Source organism: Gallibacterium sp. ZY190522 (genome assembly GCF_054166015.1).
The window spans coordinates 1,899,899-1,917,787 of record NZ_CM135118.1; the positions used below are offsets into that span (position 1 = coordinate 1,899,899).

14 protein-coding genes and 3 pseudogenes are annotated in these 17,889 nt (G+C 36.9%); 12 read left to right on the forward strand and 5 right to left on the reverse strand.

The features are described from left to right. Window positions 1–5: 5 nt before the first annotated feature. The 4 genes from ACXPAV_RS09165 to ACXPAV_RS09180 all read left to right on the forward strand — a co-directional run bounded on the left by ACXPAV_RS09165 (window position 6) and on the right by ACXPAV_RS09180 (window position 2,741). Window positions 6–416, forward strand: coding sequence for a MerR family transcriptional regulator (locus ACXPAV_RS09165; RefSeq protein WP_458003325.1), 411 nt, complete (start codon window positions 6–8; stop codon window positions 414–416). 102 nt (window positions 417–518) lie between these two features. After that, window positions 519–656, forward strand: coding sequence for an ATP-binding cassette domain-containing protein (locus ACXPAV_RS09170; protein WP_458003326.1), 138 nt, complete (start codon window positions 519–521; stop codon window positions 654–656). A gap of 192 nt (window positions 657–848) precedes the next feature. Next, the gene (locus ACXPAV_RS09175; RefSeq protein ID WP_039164161.1) at window positions 849–1,646 is read left to right on the forward strand and encodes a DUF4198 domain-containing protein; all 798 of its coding nucleotides are present in this window, start codon (window positions 849–851) and stop codon (window positions 1,644–1,646) included. A gap of 204 nt (window positions 1,647–1,850) precedes the next feature. Then, window positions 1,851–2,741 (forward strand): IS256 family transposase, variant Zn-binding type, encoded by an 891-nt coding sequence (locus tag ACXPAV_RS09180; protein WP_458004412.1) that lies wholly within the window; start codon window positions 1,851–1,853, stop codon window positions 2,739–2,741. Window positions 2,742–2,826: 85 nt separating this feature from the next. Here ACXPAV_RS09180 and lsrK read toward each other — a convergent pair whose 3' ends face one another. Continuing rightward, window positions 2,827–4,380 (reverse strand): autoinducer-2 kinase, encoded by a 1,554-nt coding sequence (lsrK, locus tag ACXPAV_RS09185; RefSeq protein WP_432430745.1) that lies wholly within the window; start codon window positions 4,378–4,380, stop codon window positions 2,827–2,829. Between the two features lie 80 nt (window positions 4,381–4,460). After that, window positions 4,461–5,426 (reverse strand): transcriptional regulator LsrR, encoded by a 966-nt coding sequence (lsrR, locus tag ACXPAV_RS09190; protein ID WP_039172847.1) that lies wholly within the window; start codon window positions 5,424–5,426, stop codon window positions 4,461–4,463. Window positions 5,427–5,655: 229 nt separating this feature from the next. Here lsrR and lsrA point away from each other — a divergent pair, with 229 nt between their 5' ends. The 6 genes from lsrA to lsrG all read left to right on the forward strand — a co-directional run bounded on the left by lsrA (window position 5,656) and on the right by lsrG (window position 11,503). Then, window positions 5,656–7,164, forward strand: coding sequence for an autoinducer 2 ABC transporter ATP-binding protein LsrA (gene lsrA, locus ACXPAV_RS09195; protein WP_458003327.1), 1,509 nt, complete (start codon window positions 5,656–5,658; stop codon window positions 7,162–7,164). Between the two features lie 22 nt (window positions 7,165–7,186). Continuing rightward, window positions 7,187–8,167 (forward strand): autoinducer 2 ABC transporter permease LsrC, encoded by a 981-nt coding sequence (gene lsrC, locus ACXPAV_RS09200; RefSeq protein WP_039090068.1) that lies wholly within the window; start codon window positions 7,187–7,189, stop codon window positions 8,165–8,167. Window positions 8,168–8,181: 14 nt separating this feature from the next. Further along, window positions 8,182–9,171 (forward strand): autoinducer 2 ABC transporter permease LsrD, encoded by a 990-nt coding sequence (lsrD, locus tag ACXPAV_RS09205; RefSeq protein ID WP_458003328.1) that lies wholly within the window; start codon window positions 8,182–8,184, stop codon window positions 9,169–9,171. Between the two features lie 96 nt (window positions 9,172–9,267). Next, entirely contained in the window at window positions 9,268–10,281 is a 1,014-nt protein-coding gene (gene lsrB / locus ACXPAV_RS09210; protein ID WP_039090072.1) for an autoinducer 2 ABC transporter substrate-binding protein LsrB, read from the forward strand. Between the two features lie 19 nt (window positions 10,282–10,300). After that, the gene (gene lsrF / locus ACXPAV_RS09215; RefSeq protein ID WP_458003329.1) at window positions 10,301–11,179 is read left to right on the forward strand and encodes a 3-hydroxy-5-phosphonooxypentane-2,4-dione thiolase; all 879 of its coding nucleotides are present in this window, start codon (window positions 10,301–10,303) and stop codon (window positions 11,177–11,179) included. A 24-nt stretch (window positions 11,180–11,203) separates the two neighbouring features. Beyond that, entirely contained in the window at window positions 11,204–11,503 is a 300-nt protein-coding gene (lsrG, locus tag ACXPAV_RS09220; RefSeq protein WP_039090075.1) for a (4S)-4-hydroxy-5-phosphonooxypentane-2,3-dione isomerase, read from the forward strand. Window positions 11,504–11,612: 109 nt separating this feature from the next. Here lsrG and ACXPAV_RS09225 read toward each other — a convergent pair. Both ACXPAV_RS09225 and ACXPAV_RS09230 read right to left on the reverse strand, forming a co-directional pair. After that, window positions 11,613–12,951 (reverse strand): annotated as a pseudogene (locus ACXPAV_RS09225) (IS3 family transposase). Window positions 12,952–13,008: 57 nt separating this feature from the next. Further along, window positions 13,009–13,281: pseudogene (locus ACXPAV_RS09230) on the reverse strand (aldo/keto reductase); the annotation flags it as partial. Window positions 13,282–13,395: 114 nt separating this feature from the next. On the opposite strand from ACXPAV_RS09230, the pseudogene ACXPAV_RS09235 reads away from it, so the two are divergent. After that, window positions 13,396–14,282 (forward strand): annotated as a pseudogene (locus ACXPAV_RS09235) (LysR family transcriptional regulator). 95 nt (window positions 14,283–14,377) lie between these two features. On the opposite strand, the gene ssb reads toward ACXPAV_RS09235, so the two are convergent. Further along, a complete protein-coding gene (gene ssb, locus ACXPAV_RS09240) occupies window positions 14,378–14,890 on the reverse strand; it encodes a single-stranded DNA-binding protein (protein ID WP_039133681.1) in 513 nt (170 codons plus the stop codon). A 141-nt stretch (window positions 14,891–15,031) separates the two neighbouring features. Between ssb and uvrA the strand changes: the two genes are divergently transcribed. Further along, on the forward strand, window positions 15,032–17,866 hold the full coding sequence (gene uvrA, locus ACXPAV_RS09245; protein WP_458003330.1) for an excinuclease ABC subunit UvrA: 2,835 nt from the start codon (window positions 15,032–15,034) through the stop codon (window positions 17,864–17,866). Window positions 17,867–17,889 lie beyond the last annotated feature (23 nt).

The following is a 17,889-nucleotide window of genomic DNA, read 5'->3' on the forward strand; positions in this document are numbered from 1 at the left end:
TTAATATGAAAATTCACGAAATCAGCAAACTCAGTGGCATTAATCTAGAAACCATCCGTTACTATGAAAAAACGGGCTTATTACCTGAACCTCAACGCGGTAGCAATGGTTATCGCTATTATGATCAAGCAAGCCTTTCATTATTGAAATTCATTAAATCCTGCCGTTCATTAGGTTTTTCTTTGGAAGATATTAAACAGCTTATTCAGCTTCGTCATAAACCGACAGAACATTATCACGCCGATCAAATCATATTAAAACAGCTAGAACAGGTAGAACAAAAAATCCAACAATTATTGGAAATTCAGACATTTTTGAAACAGTTAAGCTGTCAAGAAGAACACAATGAAGACGAGTGCAAAGCCATTTCTGGATTAGAAGAGGTTGGAAATACCAAAGCACAAAATATATATTGAAATGATAACCGTTATCAATTAAAATCCAACCCCTTTATTTGTTAGCCCATAGGAAATACAGTCTTTGAATTAAACGCAGAGTCATTCACCTTACCTGAGAAAGTGTTGTTGCACTCTATTTCATTGCAATTCAACACAGGGAAAATTTACGGCATTATCGGAGCAAATAGCTCAGGGAAATCCACGTTAATTAAGCTCCTTGCCCGTCAGCCGGTGGCGAACACTCTCGTGAGTAGCTAGCAATGTTATTGGCACAGCCTCGCTGTTATGCAAAGCATTGATCCAAAAGCCAAAAAGTTATCGCCGTTTGCTTTCAACGGTTGAAATTGAACGGCAATATGGCGGAATTTTACACCGCACTTTGAAAATAAGAGGTAGATAAGTGCGGTCAGAAAATTCCACGTTTTTTATACACAAAATAGGAGACATCAAATGAAAAAACTCACTCATCTTGCCTTAATATGTGGCTTGGCATTCCCACTGGCTGGGCAAGCACACGATTTATGGGCATATGCACAACAAGCGGAAGCGGGCAAAGATTTGCTTGCAGTGCTTGGCTATGGCGATCGTTTTCCTGAAGGGGAAAAAATCGCAGAGGGGCGTTTAAATATTTTAAATCCGCTGGTGTTGCACAGTGCGGACGGCAAAAGCACTACCCTCACCCAAAAGGGCGAAAATTTTCACTATGTAACCACCAGCCCGTTGGCGAAAGCGGAATACAAAATTTCGGGCAGCTATAAACCGACATTTTGGTCGAAAAATGACAACGGCTGGAAGCGTGAAAATCTCACTCAAATGAAAGATGCCAATTACTGCGAAGAATCCAGTATGTTCGCTTCAACCTATGTGAACACAGGTGTTGATGTGAGCGATTTCGCCATTGCTCCAGTGGGATTACCGTTGGAAATCGTGCCATTGGTTGATCCAACCACGCTAAGCCCGATGGATGTTTTCCCCGTGCAAGTGTTGTATCAAGGTCAGCCAGCGAAAGGCGTGAGCGTGATCGGCACAACCAACGAATTTACCAAACTTGATGAAAAAGCCGTTTACGATCACCGTGAACCACAAGCTTTCTCTGGCAAAACGGACGCTCAAGGCAAAGTGAATTTCATTCCAGCCTTAGCCGGCACTTGGAAAATCAAGGCCATTTATGAAATGGATTACCCAGATCAAAAAGTGTGCCAAAAACGTAAACTTTATAGCACTTATACTTTTAAAGTGAACAAATAATTTTATTCTCGTGGGGCGGATCAAAACGCCCCTTATTTAAGCTGTAATTTGTAGTAAATTAAGGACTATTTATAGCAAAAGCTGTTAAATGGCATAGTAGACAAAATTGTTGCTAAAAAGTGGCTTAAAGCCTTATAGTACAAGGCTTTAAGCCCTCTTTTTGAAATATGAATAAAAAACTGCCCATTTTGCCAAAGTGCAGAAATAAAGAAACATGGCAAATTAAATAATTTTCAACGTTATTTTTGTCACCAATGCCATAAAACATTTACGTTCAAAAAGAAATTAGAGCCAATAAAAATTTGGTCTGATTACACTTGTGGAAAACAAACTTATCAACAACTTGCAATTAAATATCATTGTTCCGTTAGAACCATTCAAAGATATATAGATAAATCCCCCAAAACACCCTTAAAATTACCTCAAAATCGATACCTGAACATTATTATGGATACCACCTTTTTTGGTCGCTATTTTGGTGTTTTAGTGCTGATGGATTCAAAAACAAATAAGGTAGTTTGTTATCACTTTATACGAACAGAAAAGGATATTTATTACAAATTAGCATTAAATCGACTAAGAGAAAAAGGCTATATAATTCAAGCTATTACTTGTGATGGGAGAAGAGGATTAATGAAAGATCTTTTTAATACTCCGGTACAGATGTGTCAATTTCATATGATAGCTATTGTAATGAGAAAATTAAGAAAAAAACATCAATCATCAGCAGGTAAGGAATTAAAAATTATCACTAAAACAATAACAGAAAGCACAAAAAATGAATTTTATCTTCGCTTACATACATGGTATTTAAAGCACGAGATTTTTTTAAAAGAACGAAGTGAAAAAGCGAATGAAAAAGGCTATTTCCCATATAAGCATCGAAACATAAGAGGCGCTTATGCCAGTTTAAAATGGTATATGAATTATTTATTCTATTTTGAAAAGTATACTGAAATAAATATTGAAAAGACGACAAATAGGATTGAAGGATTATTTAAACATCTAAAACGTCAATTAAATAATCATAATGGCTTAACAAAACAGCATAAGATTATGTTTATAAAGGATTTTTTAAATAAAAAGAGTTGCTAATATTTTGAAAAATAAATATTAGCAACAAAATTGTCCACATGGCATAGTTTTTGATAGATCAGCAACAATTTTGTCTACTATGCCATTATTTTACACCTGGTGCTTTCCACAATGATGTGGTTAATCCTTCATCTACAAGTTGTAATTGTTTCTGATAAACTTCAGCCCATTGTTGTTTGCGCTGCTGATAAAGCTCATAATTTTTAGGGTTTGGTATATGTTTTCGTTCAAATCTGACAAGTTTTTTTCCTGCTTCGGCCAAAGAAGAATAAACCCCAACGCCAACACCTGCTGCAATCGCACAACCTAATGCAGTTGCCTCTTTTACTACAGGAATATTTACAATCAGTCCTGTAACATCAGCAAGGATTTGACTCCATAATTTTCCTTTAGCTCCGCCACCAGCAAAAACAATTTCTTTTAGTTTAACTTTAGAAAATTTTTCTACCTGATCTAAATTATAAGAAGAGACTACTGCTGCGTTTTCTTCTAATGCTCTAAATAAAACAGGTTTATTGCATTTTTCTGGATCAATCGAAAGATTAATAAATGATGGTGCTGCGTGATACCAAGATTTAAAATGCATCGCATCAGAAAAAATAGGTATAACATCATTTGCTCCAGCTGGTACCTTTTCGGCCATTTGTTCGAGTAAGCTATAAGCATCAACGCCAAGTTTTTCAGCTAAATGTTTTTCTTCTTCACAAAAAACATCTCTAAACCAACGCATCGTTAATCCAGTGAAAAAACTAATAGATTCAGCTTGAACTAAGGGAGAAATGACATAAGGATTTATACGAATATTCATTTCAGGATCTGTCTGTGGGGCTGGCAGATTTACCACTTGTTGCCAAAAAGTCCCCCCAATAATCGCCGCCTGTGAAGGCTCTGTAATACCTAACCCTAAACACCCCAGCTGAACATCTCCGCCACCTACAATGACTGGTGTTCCCTCTTTCAATCCTGTTATTTCCGCTGCTTGCTTTGTAACCTGCCCTAAGACTTCACCTGTTTCCTTAACTGGAGGCAAAATAGTAGAGTTTAATCCCGCCATATCTAACAGCATTGGAGACCATTGGCGAGTATGCAAATCCAACATCCCCGTAGTTCCCGCATTAGAAGGTTCTACCGCAAGCTGCCCACTTAGCATAAATCCGAGCCAATCGCTAATCATAGTTATCGCTTTGGTTTTTCGATAAATATCACTACGGTGATGGGCGAGCCATAATAATCTTGGTACAGCACTTAATGCCAAAGTTTGGCCTGAAATATGATAAAGTGTTTCTTCAAATGTATGATTATAAAGCTCTTTTAATTCATTCACCTCTTGGGTTGCTCTAGCATCAACATTACCACAAGCCCAAATTGGTTGCTGTTTTTCATCGTATAAGACAATACCTTCACGCATTGAACAGGTCGAAATTGCTAAAATCTGATCGGGACTTATTTTCGTTTTATCTAATACTGTCGAAATACTTTTACAAGCTAAATCCCAATTATGTTCTAAATCAAACTCCATTGATCCTGGGATATTTGGATCGCTTAAATGACTCCATTCGTATTGTGCTGCACCAATTTGATTTCCTTCTAAATCAAAAATAACCGCTCTAATACTCCCTGTTCCTGCATCTAATGCCATTAAATAGGCTGATTTCTTTTCCATGTTCCCTCCTGAATAATCTTGAAAAAACGCTAAAAAATCAACCGCACTTATAACATCTAGACAAGGTGTGCAAGGATCATACGAGCCGTTTTTTCTTCTGTTACCAATGAATTGATATGCTTCCCATATAATGCACTTAGGATAGCTTCGACCTTATTTTCTCCACCTGCAATACCAATTACATTAGGAATTTTTTGCAAGTTATCTAAAGAAACACTGATTAACTCTTCATGCAATGGCATATCAGGCTGTAATGTGCCATCTTTTTGCATAAAATAACCAAGAATATCTCCTACAGCACCTTTTGCTCTAATTGTTTGCTGCTTTTCTTCTGTTATATAACCTGAACGCAATAATGTTGCTTGTCCTCGCTGCCGCGTTGCTCCAATACCAACGATTGCGACATCAGCACTACAAGCTGCAAGCATAATATCCCTAACACAAGCTTCTTTTTTAAATAATTTAGCCGCTTCTATTGATGAAGCCCTTAACGGAGCTGGGATAATACTCACGGAACAAGAGCCATCCAATTGGCCAATACCTTTCATATAGGGACCAACCCCACCAGATAAGGTAATCAGTTTAATTTGATTCTGAGTAATAAAATCATTGCTATATTTGATAGTCTGCATAATGGTTTCCCCAAACCCAATGGATAAAAGTTGATTAGGCTTGAGTAAGGACATTAATAATTGCGCAGCTCCAATTCCTAAGCGTTCATTCAGATCATGTTGTTCTAGCTCTGGTAAAATTCGAATATATTTCAAATCAAAACGTTGTTGTAAAGCCTGTTCTAATTCTAAGCATCCAGTAAACCGAGAGTTAATCTGAACTTTAATAATCCCATGCTGACGCCCTCTTTCTAACAGTCGAGAAACTTTTAGCCTAGGCAATCCTAGTCTTTCTCCAATTTCACCTTGTGTTAAATTATCGTGGTAATAAAACCAAGCAATACGAGCTAAAAGCTCTTCTTCTGTCATTGAATGAGATAATGCGTTCATTTCTTGTCTTTTTTCATTCATTTTCTACTCACAAATATTATTCATATGAATCATAAAAATATCAATTGTTCATTTTCAATTTTTTCAAATACTGTGATACAGATCACTTTTCAGATAAAAACTTCCATTTATAGGGTAAATAATCTGAATATGAGATCTTGATCACAGATTTATTTTATGTTTGGAACTAACATTATGATAAATTGAATTTTAGATTTTACATTTGTTCAATCATTAAAGGTAACATCTTATGCATAATGAATCTTCAATGAAAAAATGTTTATTAGATGTACATAATATCAGCAAATCCTTTTCAGGCGTAGAAGTTCTTAAAGATATAGATTTTTCTGTATATGCTGGTGAAATTCACTCACTATTAGGTGGGAATGGTGCTGGAAAATCAACATTAATGAAAATTATCGCTGGTATCCAATCTGCTGATAGTGGCACAGTAAAAATTGGTGGTGAAATTCAGACTAGACTTTCCCCACAAAAAGCACATCGTCTTGGTATCTATCTTGTTCCACAAGAACCTCTGCTCTTTCCAAATTTAACCGTAAAAGAAAATATCCTTTTTAGTTTACCCCGTCATAAAGAAAATGAAGAAAAACTAAATGAATTGCTGAAAGAGCTAAACTCTCATTTGTCTCTTGATATGCAAGCAGGATCTTTAGAAGTTGCAGATCAACAACTTGTGGAAATAATGCGTGGACTAATGCGTAATGCAAGTTTGCTTATTCTTGATGAACCCACAGCTTCTTTAACTCCCGCTGAAACCGAAAATCTATTTAACAAAATTAATTCATTATTGGATAAAGGTGTAGGTATCATTTTTATTTCCCATAAATTAAATGAAGTATGTCAGATCTCTCATCGCATTAGTATTATGAGAGATGGATATATCGCTTTAACAGGGAAAACCAATGACCTAACTCAAGAACAAATTATCAACGCAATTAAGCCTAGCTTGAAAAATGCTCAGCTTAATGAAACACAAAAACTTTGGTTAGAATTACCTGGTCATCTACGTACTAAAGATACTAACTCTCCTATCCTTGAAGTAAATCATTTAACTGGTGAAGGTTTTAAAAATATCACCTTTGATCTTTATCCTGGTGAAATACTTGGATTAGCTGGTGTTGTCGGAGCTGGTAGAACAGAACTTGCAGAAACCTTATATGGTTTAAGGAAAGCAAAGTGCGGTGAAATTTTATTTAAAAATGAAAATATTACTTCTCTCTCATTAAAACAGCGTTTACAAAAAGGTATTGTTTATCTTCCCGAAGACCGGCAATCTTCAGGATTATATTTAGATACGGCACTTACTTGGAATGTCTGTGCGCTCACTTATTACAATCAAGGATTCTGGCTAGATGAAAATAGAGAAAATGCTACTTTAGAACGTTACAAAAGAGCGATGGGTATAAAATATGCAATGCCACAACAACCTATTCGCACCCTATCTGGTGGAAATCAGCAAAAAGTCTTAATTGCTAAATGTTTAGAAGCCAATCCACGTTTACTGATCGTTGATGAACCTACTCGCGGTGTTGATGTTGGCGCAAGAGCTGATATCTATCAACTTATCAAATCAGTCGCTAAACAAAATGTTGCCGTGCTTTTCATTTCTTCTGACTTGGAAGAAATCGAGAAAATGTCTGATCGTGTTCTTATTATGCATGATGGAGAAATTAACTGTAGTTTGCAAGGTGATCAAATAAATAGCGATAAGATTATGCAATTTGCATTTGGCGGATAAATTTCAAAGGAGACACCAAACTATGTGGAAATTCATTCAAAACAATAGAGAAATAACCATTCTAATTGCTATTTTATTTCTTTTTCTATTACTTGGATTTGAAGGTAATGGGTTTCATTTGCAAACAATAACAATGATTTTTAATTCATCTCTTATTGTTATCCTATTAGCACTAGGTACAACGTTCGTTATTTTAACGCGTAACATTGATGTTTCCATCGGTTCAATAATGGGGCTATGTGCTGTAATTATGGGTAGTCTTCTTAACGCTGAATTTAATCTGGTTACTGCATTTTTTATGACTTTATTATGTGGAATCGCAGCGGGAATATTTAATGGAATACTTGTTACTTTATTAAAGATACCTGCTATTGTTGCCACACTAGGTACATTAGGTTTGTACAAAGGAATAATGCTATTAATCACTGGTGGTAAATGGATCGAAGGATTACCACAAGATTTAAAATTACTTGCATCCCCTAACTTGTTATCTATCTCTCCCATTGGATGGATAACACTAATACTTATTTTAATTTCTTACTTCATTCTTACTCGTACTCAAAATGGACGCAATTTCTATGCCGTAGGCGATAATCTACAAGGTGCATTACAACTTGGTGTGAAAACAAATCAGATTCGAATCCTTGCATTTACAATTAATGGATTAATGGCGGCCATCGCTGGAATAGTATTCACTTCACAAATTGGTTTTGTTCCGAACTCAACTGGCAGTGGTTTAGAAATGAAAGCTATTGCTGCTTGTGTATTAGGTGGAATTAGTTTGCTTGGTGGAACAGGAAATATTCTCGGTGCCGTATTAGGCGCTTACTTCCTGATACAAATTGATACGATCTTGGTTTTACTTAAAGTTCCTGCTTATTGGAATAATTTTATTGCAGGACTCGTTTTACTATGTGTATTAATTTTTGATGGAAGAATAAGAGTAATGATTAGTGAAAACTTAAAACTACAACGTTACTCCAGATTCCTTAACACTAAATAAATTAAGGAGAAATTATGTTACAGATAAAGAAATATAGCTGGGAAATAACATTATTCTTTCTTGTTATTTTAGAAATAATTGGATTTGGTTTATTTAACCCTAGAATGCTAGATATCAATGTTTTATTATATAGCACAAGTGATTTTATTTATATTGGAATTCTGGCATTACCACTGACACTGATCATTGTTAGTGGTGGTATGGATATTTCTTTTGGTTCTACTGTTGGTCTTTGTGCTATATCTTTAGGTGTATTATTTCAATTAGGTTATCCTCTAAGTATTGCTATTTTTCTCACTCTTATCATTGGAATTTTATGTGGACTACTTAATGCAAGTCTTATTTTGTACACCAAAGTTAATCCCCTCGTAATTACATTAGGAACAATGTATCTTTACGGTGGTGGAGCTTTATTACTATCTGGATTTGCTGGTGCTACTGGTTATGAAGGTATCGGTGGTTTTCCAGATAGTTTATTAAACTTCGCTAATCAAAGTATTTTCAACATTCCAACTTCAATTATTTACTTCATTATTATAGCTATAATATTCTGGTTATTAATGCATAAAACAGTCATTGGCAGAAGTATATTTTTAATTGGCCAAAATGAACGTACTTCTATTTATAATGCCGTACCTATCAAACAAACCTTATTTATTATTTACGGTTTATTAGGTGCTGTTGCAGCATTTGTTGGAATATTACTAGTATCCTATTTTGGCTCGGCTCGTTCTGACTTAGGTAGTTCATTATTAATGCCTGTCCTTACAGCTGTTGTATTAGGCGGTGCAAATATCTATGGTGGAGCGGGTTCTGTTCTTGGCACAGCCATCGCGGCACTATTAATTGGTTATTTACAGCAGGGCTTACAAATGGTTGGTGTCTCTAATGAAATTTCTAGTGCTTTATCAGGAGCATTATTAATTATCGTACTAATTGGAAAATCATTCAGCATATATCGAAGTTTTATTATGAATTGGCTTAAGAAGAATGTTTTTATTTAAAACAAAAATAAATAAAGGAGGACTTTTATAATTAATCTTTAACTTTTATTTATGCAGTATCTCATTAATGTTCAACTATAAAATAGGAGACTCACTATGAAAATGAAATTAAAAACAACCGCACTTGCTATTATGTTAGGTTTAACCGCAACTTTTGTACAAGCTGCCGATAGAATCGCATTCATTCCTAAACTCGTTGGAGTTGGCTTTTTTACAAGTGGCGGCCAAGGTGCGACTGAAATGGGTAAAAAACTAGGCGTAAATGTTACTTACGATGGCCCAACAGAACCAAGCGTTTCAAACCAAGTACAATTAATTAATAATTTTGTGAATCAAGGCTATAACGCAATTGTCGTTTCTGCGGTTTCCCCTGAAGGACTTTGTTCTACATTACAACGTGCAATGAAAAGAGGTGTAAAAATTCTTACGTGGGACTCTGATGTAAAACCTGAATGTCGAAGCTACTATATCAACCAAGGCACACCTGAACAACTTGGTTCAATGCTAGTTGAAATGGCTGCTAATCAAGTCACTAAACCTAAAGCTAAAGTTGCCTTTTTCTATTCTAGTCCAACAGTAACAGATCAAAACCAATGGGTGAATGCAGCTAAAGCCAAAATCAGTAAAGAACATCCAGAATGGGAAATTGTAACAACTCAGTTTGGTTACAATGATGCAATTAAATCTTTGCAAACAGCAGAAGGTATTATCAAGGCCTATCCAGACTTAGATATTATTATTGCGCCTGATGCAAATGCCTTACCTGCCGCCGCCCAAGCTGCAGAAAACTTAAAAAATGACAAAATTACGATTGTTGGTTTTAGTACGCCAAATGTAATGCGCCCTTATGTAAAACGCGGCACAGTAAAACAATTTGGTCTATGGGATGTAGTAAAACAGGGTGAAATTTCTATTGCTGTAACAAATGAACTTTTAAAAGGTCGAACACTAAACGTAGGAGATAAAGTTAAAGTTCCTGATATTGGTGAAGTTGAAGTATCACCAAATAGTGTTCAAGGTTATCAATATGAAGCGAAAGGAAATGGAATTGTACTCCTTCCTGAACGTGTTGTTTTTACCAAAGATAATATTGACAACTATAATTTTTAAAATCAGGTAGGAGAATAAAATGGCAGATTTAGATGATATCAAAGATGGAAAAGACTTCGGATTAGATAAGCCCCAAACACATAAGACATTTTATTTAAAAGGATGTGCGGCTTTAGACTGGGGAATGCAATCTAGACTGGCTAACATATTTAATCCTAAAACAGGTAAAACAATTATGTTAGCTTTTGATCACGGTTACTTTCAAGGCCCAACAACAGGATTAGAGCGCATAGATCTCAATATTGCACCATTATTTGAATATACTGATGTTTTAATGTGTACAAGAGGGATCTTACGTAGCGTTGTTCCTCCAGATACTAATAAGCCTATTGCATTACGTGCATCAGGAGCAAATTCAATTCTAACTGAATTATCGAATGAAGCCGTTGCAGTTGATATTGAAGATGCATTAAGACTAAACGTATCAGCTATGGCTGCGCAAGTTTACATTGGCTCAGAATACGAACATCAATCAATTAAAAATATTATCAAATTGGTTGATCAAGGTTATCGCTATGGAATGCCAATTATGGCTGTAACTGGTGTTGGTAAAGATATGGCTAGAGATCAACGCTATTTTTCACTTTCTACGCGTATTGCTGCAGAAATGGGCGCAAATATAATCAAAACCTATTATGTTGATAAAGGCTTTGAGCGTGTTACAGCTGGATGCCCTGTTCCCATTGTTATTGCTGGCGGGAAAAAGCTCCCAGAACGCGATGCATTAGAAATGTGCTATCAAGCTATAGATCAAGGCGCTTTAGGGGTAGATATGGGAAGAAATATTTTCCAATCAGATTCACCTATTGCGATGTTAAAAGCCGTGAATGCCGTTGTTCATGACGGTGAAAATTCGGAAAAAGCTTATCAACTCTATCTTCACGAAAAAAATAGTTAACCACAAATTCATTAAGGAGCAATTATGCTTACAATGTTAGTTGAAATTAATGTGAAAGAAGGAAAAGAAGAAGAATTCTTAACCCTTTTTAAACATCATCAGGCTTGCACAAGTGCTGAAAAAGGGAATATTCGTTTCGATGTTTTACGCGATCCTGAAATCAAAACACGTTTTTATGCTTATGAAGTTTACGCGAGTGAAGAAGCTCTAAATGAGCATAGAAAAACGCCACACTATCAGCATTGTGTGAAAGAACTAGAAAATCTTATGACTTGCCCTAGAAGTAAAAAACTATTTGACTGGGTTAGCCCTGAAATTTCATAAATATATTTAATAGTAAAAAAATACATTATGCTTTAATCTGCACCCTAAACTTGGACGTAAAAACCAGCAATTAAGGTGCAGATTTTTGATCTGCCCCCAAAAAGTTAGACTATATTCTAATTTCATTCAAGGACTGAGTTCTGTATTCCACAGGGCTTAGTCCTTTGAGCTTCACTTGAATACGCTCATTGTTGTAGTAATGAATGTACTCGTGAATCACTTTTTCAAGCTGTTCAAAGGTTTCAAACCGCTTGCCAAAGTAACATTCCGTCTTCAATCGCCCGAAAAAGCTTTCCATCGCACCATTATCAAGGCAATTGCCTTTTCTCGACATACTTTGCTTAATACCGTGTTTTTTCAATATCTCCCGATAACCCATCATTTGATACTGCCACCCTTGTCGGAATGCAGTATCGGTTTTTCCCCCGCTAATCGGTTCACCGCCTGGGTCAACATTCTGGTTATCTGCTCAAAACTCGGACTTCTCGCCACATCATAAGCAATAATTTCGTTATTAAACAAGTCTTTAATCGGCGATAAATACACTTTGCCTTCCGCACATTTGAACTCGGTGATATCCGTTACCCACTTCTCATTCGGCACCGTTGCCGTAAAATCCCGTTGCAACAGATTATCGGCAATGTGTCCCACTTTGCCTTGGTAAGAACGATATTTTTTCTGCTTACTTTTTCCTTTTAACCCCAAACGTTGCATTATCGCTTGCACCCTTTTGTGGTTGATAATCAAGTATTTCCTTAATTCCAAGGTAATTCGACGATAACCATAATTTTCGTCATTTTTGCGATAAATTTCCTCTATTTGCTGTGAAATCGCTACATTTTTATCCGACTTTGGCTTGAGATGATAAAAGAACGAACTGCGTGCCAATCCGATTAGCCTGAGTAACAATTCCAACGGGAAACGCGAGCGTAAGGCATTTACGATGACGGCTTTTTCCGCATTTTTTGTTGGTTGAGTTCCTGCAACTTTTTTAGCATTGCATTCTCCGCTTCTAATTCCAAAATTCGGTAACGCAAGCGTTCTTCTTCTGTTTTGGGCGTTGGTGGCATTTTAGGCGAGTTGAGTTTCATACTTGGACGACCTTTAGGTTTGAGTAATAACCCATCTATACCTTGTTTTTCAAAGCGTTGCAACCATTGACTAATTATCCCTGAACTGGGGATATCAAAGCGAAATCAGGCGGCTTCAGCGGAGCACTGGCCTTTTTTGATAGCTTGAATAACCTTTAATTTAAACTCAACAGAATAATATCGTTTTTTACCTAACACAGCTAATCCATTGATTCCATTATGATTAAATTTCGCAATCCAACGTGCTAACGTTCTTTGGGGAAGCTGAAAATACTGGCGAGTAAGCGAACGGTTTTTTCCATTTTGATGATAAAAGTCGAGCACTTGTTGTTTGAAACGTTGAGTATATTTAGTCATAAAAAATCTGCACCTTAATCAATTGGTTGTTTAGTCCAACTTTTGGGGTGCAGATCATTCGTCAAGGGCTTTTTGTGTGCCGTTGAAGGCATCTTGGCGTTGAATCCACAATTTGGTGGTGACAAAAATCTCTTCGCGAGGGATGCCGCTGGCTTTAATCGCACGCCCTACGCCTGCTTCGTTGCCGTAAATGGCAGCGGTGTCGAGCAGGCGATAGCCTTGTTCGAGGGCGGATAAGACGGCTTTTTCCGTTTCTTCATCGCTCACTTGATACACGCCAAAGCCGATCATTGGCATTTCAATACCGTTGTTTAATGTTGCTGTTTTCATTTTTACTCCTATGTGCTTTAAATGATGACATTATAGGGAGAAAATATTGTTTTGATTAGTGGGGTATTTTTTGATAGCCTGTTGAATATTTTTCAACAATCAAAGAGAGCCAAGATGATTGAAAATATGAATGAATTACGCAATTTTATTATTGTTGCACAAACTGCCAGTTTTACTAAAGCGGCTGCATATTTAGGCGTATCGACCTCAGCGTTAAGCCATTCTATGCGGAAATTGGAAGAACAGCTGAAAATAAAATTGTTTCATCGAACAACTCGCAGTGTTGCCACTACCGAAGCAGGTGAACAACTTTTTAAACAACTTTTCCATTATTTGAGAGTATTGAAGATAATGTTAATGCATTAAGTCATTTTCGTAACACGCTAAATGGAACATTACGTATTAATGGGGCTGATCACGTTTTTCTCTATGTTATTTGGGATAAGCTATTAAGATTTATGGAAAAATATCCCGAAGTAAAATTAGAGCTAATCAGCGATATGAAATTTACTGATATCGTGGCTGGGCGTTTTGATGCGGGGATTCGTTTAGGCAAAGAAGTAGATAAAGATATGATCGCCATCAGAATTTCAGATGATATGCAAATGGCATTAATTGCAACGCCACAATATTTAGAACAATACGGAATTCCAAAAACAATTGATGATTTAACTTCACATCAATGTTTGTGTGTACGAATGCCAACTTCTGAAGGTATTTTTCCTTGGGAATTTTGTATGCCAAAAGGTAAAGAAGTGGTTAAATTTATGCCATCGGGTCGATTCGTGGTGAATAATAATTTTCTTGCGAAAAAAGCCTGCTTATCTCATTTGGGGTTGGCATTAATGCCGAAAGACAGAGTACTAAAAGAGCTTAAATCTGGTGAGATAGTCGAGGTGTTACAAAATTATGCAATGCGTTACGAAGGTTATTATCTTTATTACCCTAATCGGAGACAGGATTCTCCGTTGTTTAAGGCTTTGGTGGAATGTATAAAATAAAGCAATATATCCAAACAAATATTAAAAAGAGAAACCTCTTTTTTATAAAGGTTTCTCCTAATGTTTTATAATTTATTTTGATAATATAAGAATGCTTAGAATGGCATATCATCATCAAAATCAGCAGTATCCGGATTTACTGCCGCTTGAGGTGCTTTCGCTACTGTCGGTTGTGCAAATTGGTTAGGTTGTGCCGGCTGATTATAAGACGGTTGTGCAAACTGATTTTGTGGTTGAGCCATTGGTGCTGACATATCAGCCCCCATACGATCACTGCGACTATCCAACATCTGTAATGTATCTGCCTGAATTTCAGTAGTATAACGATCCTGACCGTTTTGATCCTGCCATTTTCGAGTACGTAATTTCCCTTCTACATAAACTTTTGATCCTTTACGCAAATATTGTCCGGCAATCTCTGCTAAACGGCGGAATAAAACAATACGGTGCCATTCAGTAATTTCACGCCATTCTCCACTCTGTTTATCCTGCCAACGTTCACTAGTTGCTACGCTGATATTGGCAACTGCATCACCATTTGCAAAGGTTCTTAATTCAGGATCATTTCCCAAATTTCCCACAATAATTACTTTATTAACGCCTGCCATAATTGTTCCTCTTAATTTAAATTAAAACCTCGCTATCTTACCGTAAATCCCCTATGAAAAAAATAAAATAATACTGGATATTTGCACAGTTTTTTCGATTTTGCGATAATCATCGACGTTTTTATTTTTTGATCAGCTATTATGAACAATATCGAAATCCGGGGTGCAAGAACCCATAATTTAAAAAATATTAATTTAACTATTCCTCGTAACAAATTGGTCGTTATCACTGGTTTATCCGGTTCGGGAAAATCTTCGTTGGCATTTGATACACTTTATGCCGAAGGGCAGCGTCGTTATGTGGAATCACTTTCCGCTTATGCTCGACAATTTCTTTCTTTGATGGAAAAACCGGATGTGGATCATATTGAAGGTTTATCTCCGGCAATCTCAATTGAACAGAAATCCACTTCACATAACCCTCGATCTACTGTCGGCACTATTACCGAAGTTTATGATTATTTAAGACTGTTATTCGCTCGAGTCGGAGAACCTCGCTGTCCAACGCATAACATTCCATTGGCAGCTCAAACTATCAGTCAAATGGTGGATAAAATTCTTTCCTTGCCAGAAGGCAGCAGAATGATGCTACTTGCACCGGTGGTGAAAGCTCGCAAAGGTGAACACACTAAACTGCTAGATAGCATTTCTGCGCAAGGCTATATTCGTGCAAGAATTGACGGTGAAATCTGCGATCTTTCCGATCCTCCACAACTGGAACTGCAAAAGAAACATACTATCGAAGTGATTGTCGACCGTTTCAAAATCCGCCCTGAATTATCAACACGTTTAGCTGAATCACTAGAAACTGCTTTAGAACTTTCTGGTGGTATTGTTGTTGTTGCTAATATGGATAACAGTGATGCAGAAGAGTTGGTTTTCTCTGCCAATTTTGCTTGCCCACATTGTGGGTATTCTTTACCAGAATTAGAACCACGAATGTTTTCATTTAATAATCCGGCAGGCGCTTGCCCTAGTTGTGATGGATTAGGCATTCAACAATATTTTGATGAACATCGTGTAGTCCAAAATCCAAGTTTATCACTTGCCAGTGGAGCAATTCGCGGTTGGGATCGTCGCAACTTCTACTACTATCAAATGTTAACGTCGTTAGCACGTCATTATCATTTTGATATTGAAACACCTTTTGAAGAATTACCGAAAAAAATTCAGCATTTAGTACTTCACGGTTCCGGTCACGAAAAAATTGAATTTCAATATATCAATGATCGTGGAGACACAATTGTGCGTCATCACCCATTTGAAGGCATATTAAACAATATGGCTCGCCGTTACAAAGAAACTGAGTCAATGTCAGTACGTGAAGAATTGGCAAAATATATCAGTACTCGCCCTTGTAAATCGTGCCACGGCTCTCGTCTAAAAGAAGAGGCTCGCCACGTCTTTATCGGCGAAACCACGTTACCACAAATTTCTGAAATGAGTATCGGTGAGGCATTACATCATTTTGAACAATTACAGTTTGAAGGGCAAAAAGCAAAAATCGCTGAAAAAATTTTAAAAGAGATTAAAGAAAGGCTGCATTTTTTAGTCAATGTTGGTTTGGAATATCTATCTTTATCCCGTTCTGCTGAAACACTCTCTGGAGGTGAGGCTCAGCGTATCCGTTTGGCTAGCCAAATCGGGGCAGGCTTGGTCGGAGTAATGTATGTATTGGATGAGCCTTCTATCGGGCTACATCAACGCGATAATGAGAGGTTGTTAAATACACTGATTCATTTGAGAAATTTAGGCAATACTGTGATTGTGGTTGAACACGATGAAGATGCAATCCGTACTGCTGACTATATCATCGATATTGGCCCTGGAGCTGGTGTACACGGTGGTGAAGTGATAGCACAAGGCACCGCTCAGCAGATTATGAAAAATCCAAATTCTCTTACCGGTCGTTTTCTTTCCGGTAAAGAAAAGATCGAAATTCCAGCAGAGAGAACGGCTATAGATTCACAAAAAATATTACGACTAATTGGAGCAAGCGGTAACAATTTAAAAAATGTAGATTTAGAAATTCCTGTCGGATTATTTACCTGTATCACTGGTGTATCCGGTTCGGGGAAATCCACCTTAATTAACGACACTTTATTCCCAATAGCACAAAATGCGCTTAATCGTGCTGAAAACCAGCAACACGCTCCCTTTAAAGCAATTGAAGGATTAGAATTTTTTGATAAAGTAATCAATATTGATCAAAGCCCAATCGGACGCACACCACGTTCTAATCCTGCAACCTATACTGGAGTTTTCACGCCTATTCGTGAACTTTTCGCCGGTGTGCCAGAAGCTCGAGCAAGAGGATATAATCCGGGGCGCTTTAGTTTTAATGTACGTGGCGGTCGTTGTGAAGCTTGTCAGGGCGATGGGGTAATTAAAGTCGAAATGCACTTTCTACCAGATATTTATGTGCCGTGTGATCAATGTAAAGGAAAACGTTATAACCGAGAAACATTGGAGATCCATTATAAAGGTAAAACTATTCATCAAGTTTTGGAAATGACGGTTGAAGAAGCTCGAGAATTTTTTGATGCTGTGCCAATGATCGCTCGTAAATTACAAACATTAATTGATGTTGGCTTGTCTTATATTCGCCTTGGTCAAGCTTCAACAACCCTGTCAGGTGGCGAAGCACAACGGGTTAAATTGGCATCAGAACTATCTAAACGTGATACTGGAAAAACACTCTATATTCTTGATGAGCCTACAACCGGACTGCATTTTGCCGATATTAAACAATTATTGGAAGTACTTCATCGTTTACGCGATCAAGGCAATACTATTGTTGTAATTGAACATAATCTGGATGTGATCAAAACTGCCGATTGGATCGTTGATTTAGGGCCAGAAGGTGGCAATGGAGGTGGCGAGATCATTGCAAAAGGCACACCGGAACAGGTCGCGGAAATGACACATTCTCACACAGCAAGGTTTTTAAAACCTATTTTAGATAAACAAAAATAGATCTTGTAATTTATTAAAACCTA

Coding starts and splice junctions, on each gene's coding strand:
- ACXPAV_RS09165 (WP_458003325.1), top strand. CDS start 6: ATGAAAATTCACGAAATCAGCAAACTCAGTGGCATTAATCTAGAAACC.
- ACXPAV_RS09175 (WP_039164161.1), top strand. CDS start 849: ATGAAAAAACTCACTCATCTTGCCTTAATATGTGGCTTGGCATTCCCA.
- lsrK (WP_432430745.1), bottom strand. CDS start 4,380: ATGGCATTAGATGCAGGAACAGGGAGTATTAGAGCGGTTATTTTTGAT.
- lsrR (WP_039172847.1), bottom strand. CDS start 5,426: ATGAATGAAAAAAGACAAGAAATGAACGCATTATCTCATTCAATGACA.
- lsrA (WP_458003327.1), top strand. CDS start 5,656: ATGCATAATGAATCTTCAATGAAAAAATGTTTATTAGATGTACATAAT.
- lsrC (WP_039090068.1), top strand. CDS start 7,187: ATGTGGAAATTCATTCAAAACAATAGAGAAATAACCATTCTAATTGCT.
- lsrD (WP_458003328.1), top strand. CDS start 8,182: ATGTTACAGATAAAGAAATATAGCTGGGAAATAACATTATTCTTTCTT.
- lsrB (WP_039090072.1), top strand. CDS start 9,268: ATGAAAATGAAATTAAAAACAACCGCACTTGCTATTATGTTAGGTTTA.
- lsrF (WP_458003329.1), top strand. CDS start 10,301: ATGGCAGATTTAGATGATATCAAAGATGGAAAAGACTTCGGATTAGAT.
- lsrG (WP_039090075.1), top strand. CDS start 11,204: ATGCTTACAATGTTAGTTGAAATTAATGTGAAAGAAGGAAAAGAAGAA.
- ssb (WP_039133681.1), bottom strand. CDS start 14,890: ATGGCAGGCGTTAATAAAGTAATTATTGTGGGAAATTTGGGAAATGAT.
- uvrA (WP_458003330.1), top strand. CDS start 15,032: ATGAACAATATCGAAATCCGGGGTGCAAGAACCCATAATTTAAAAAAT.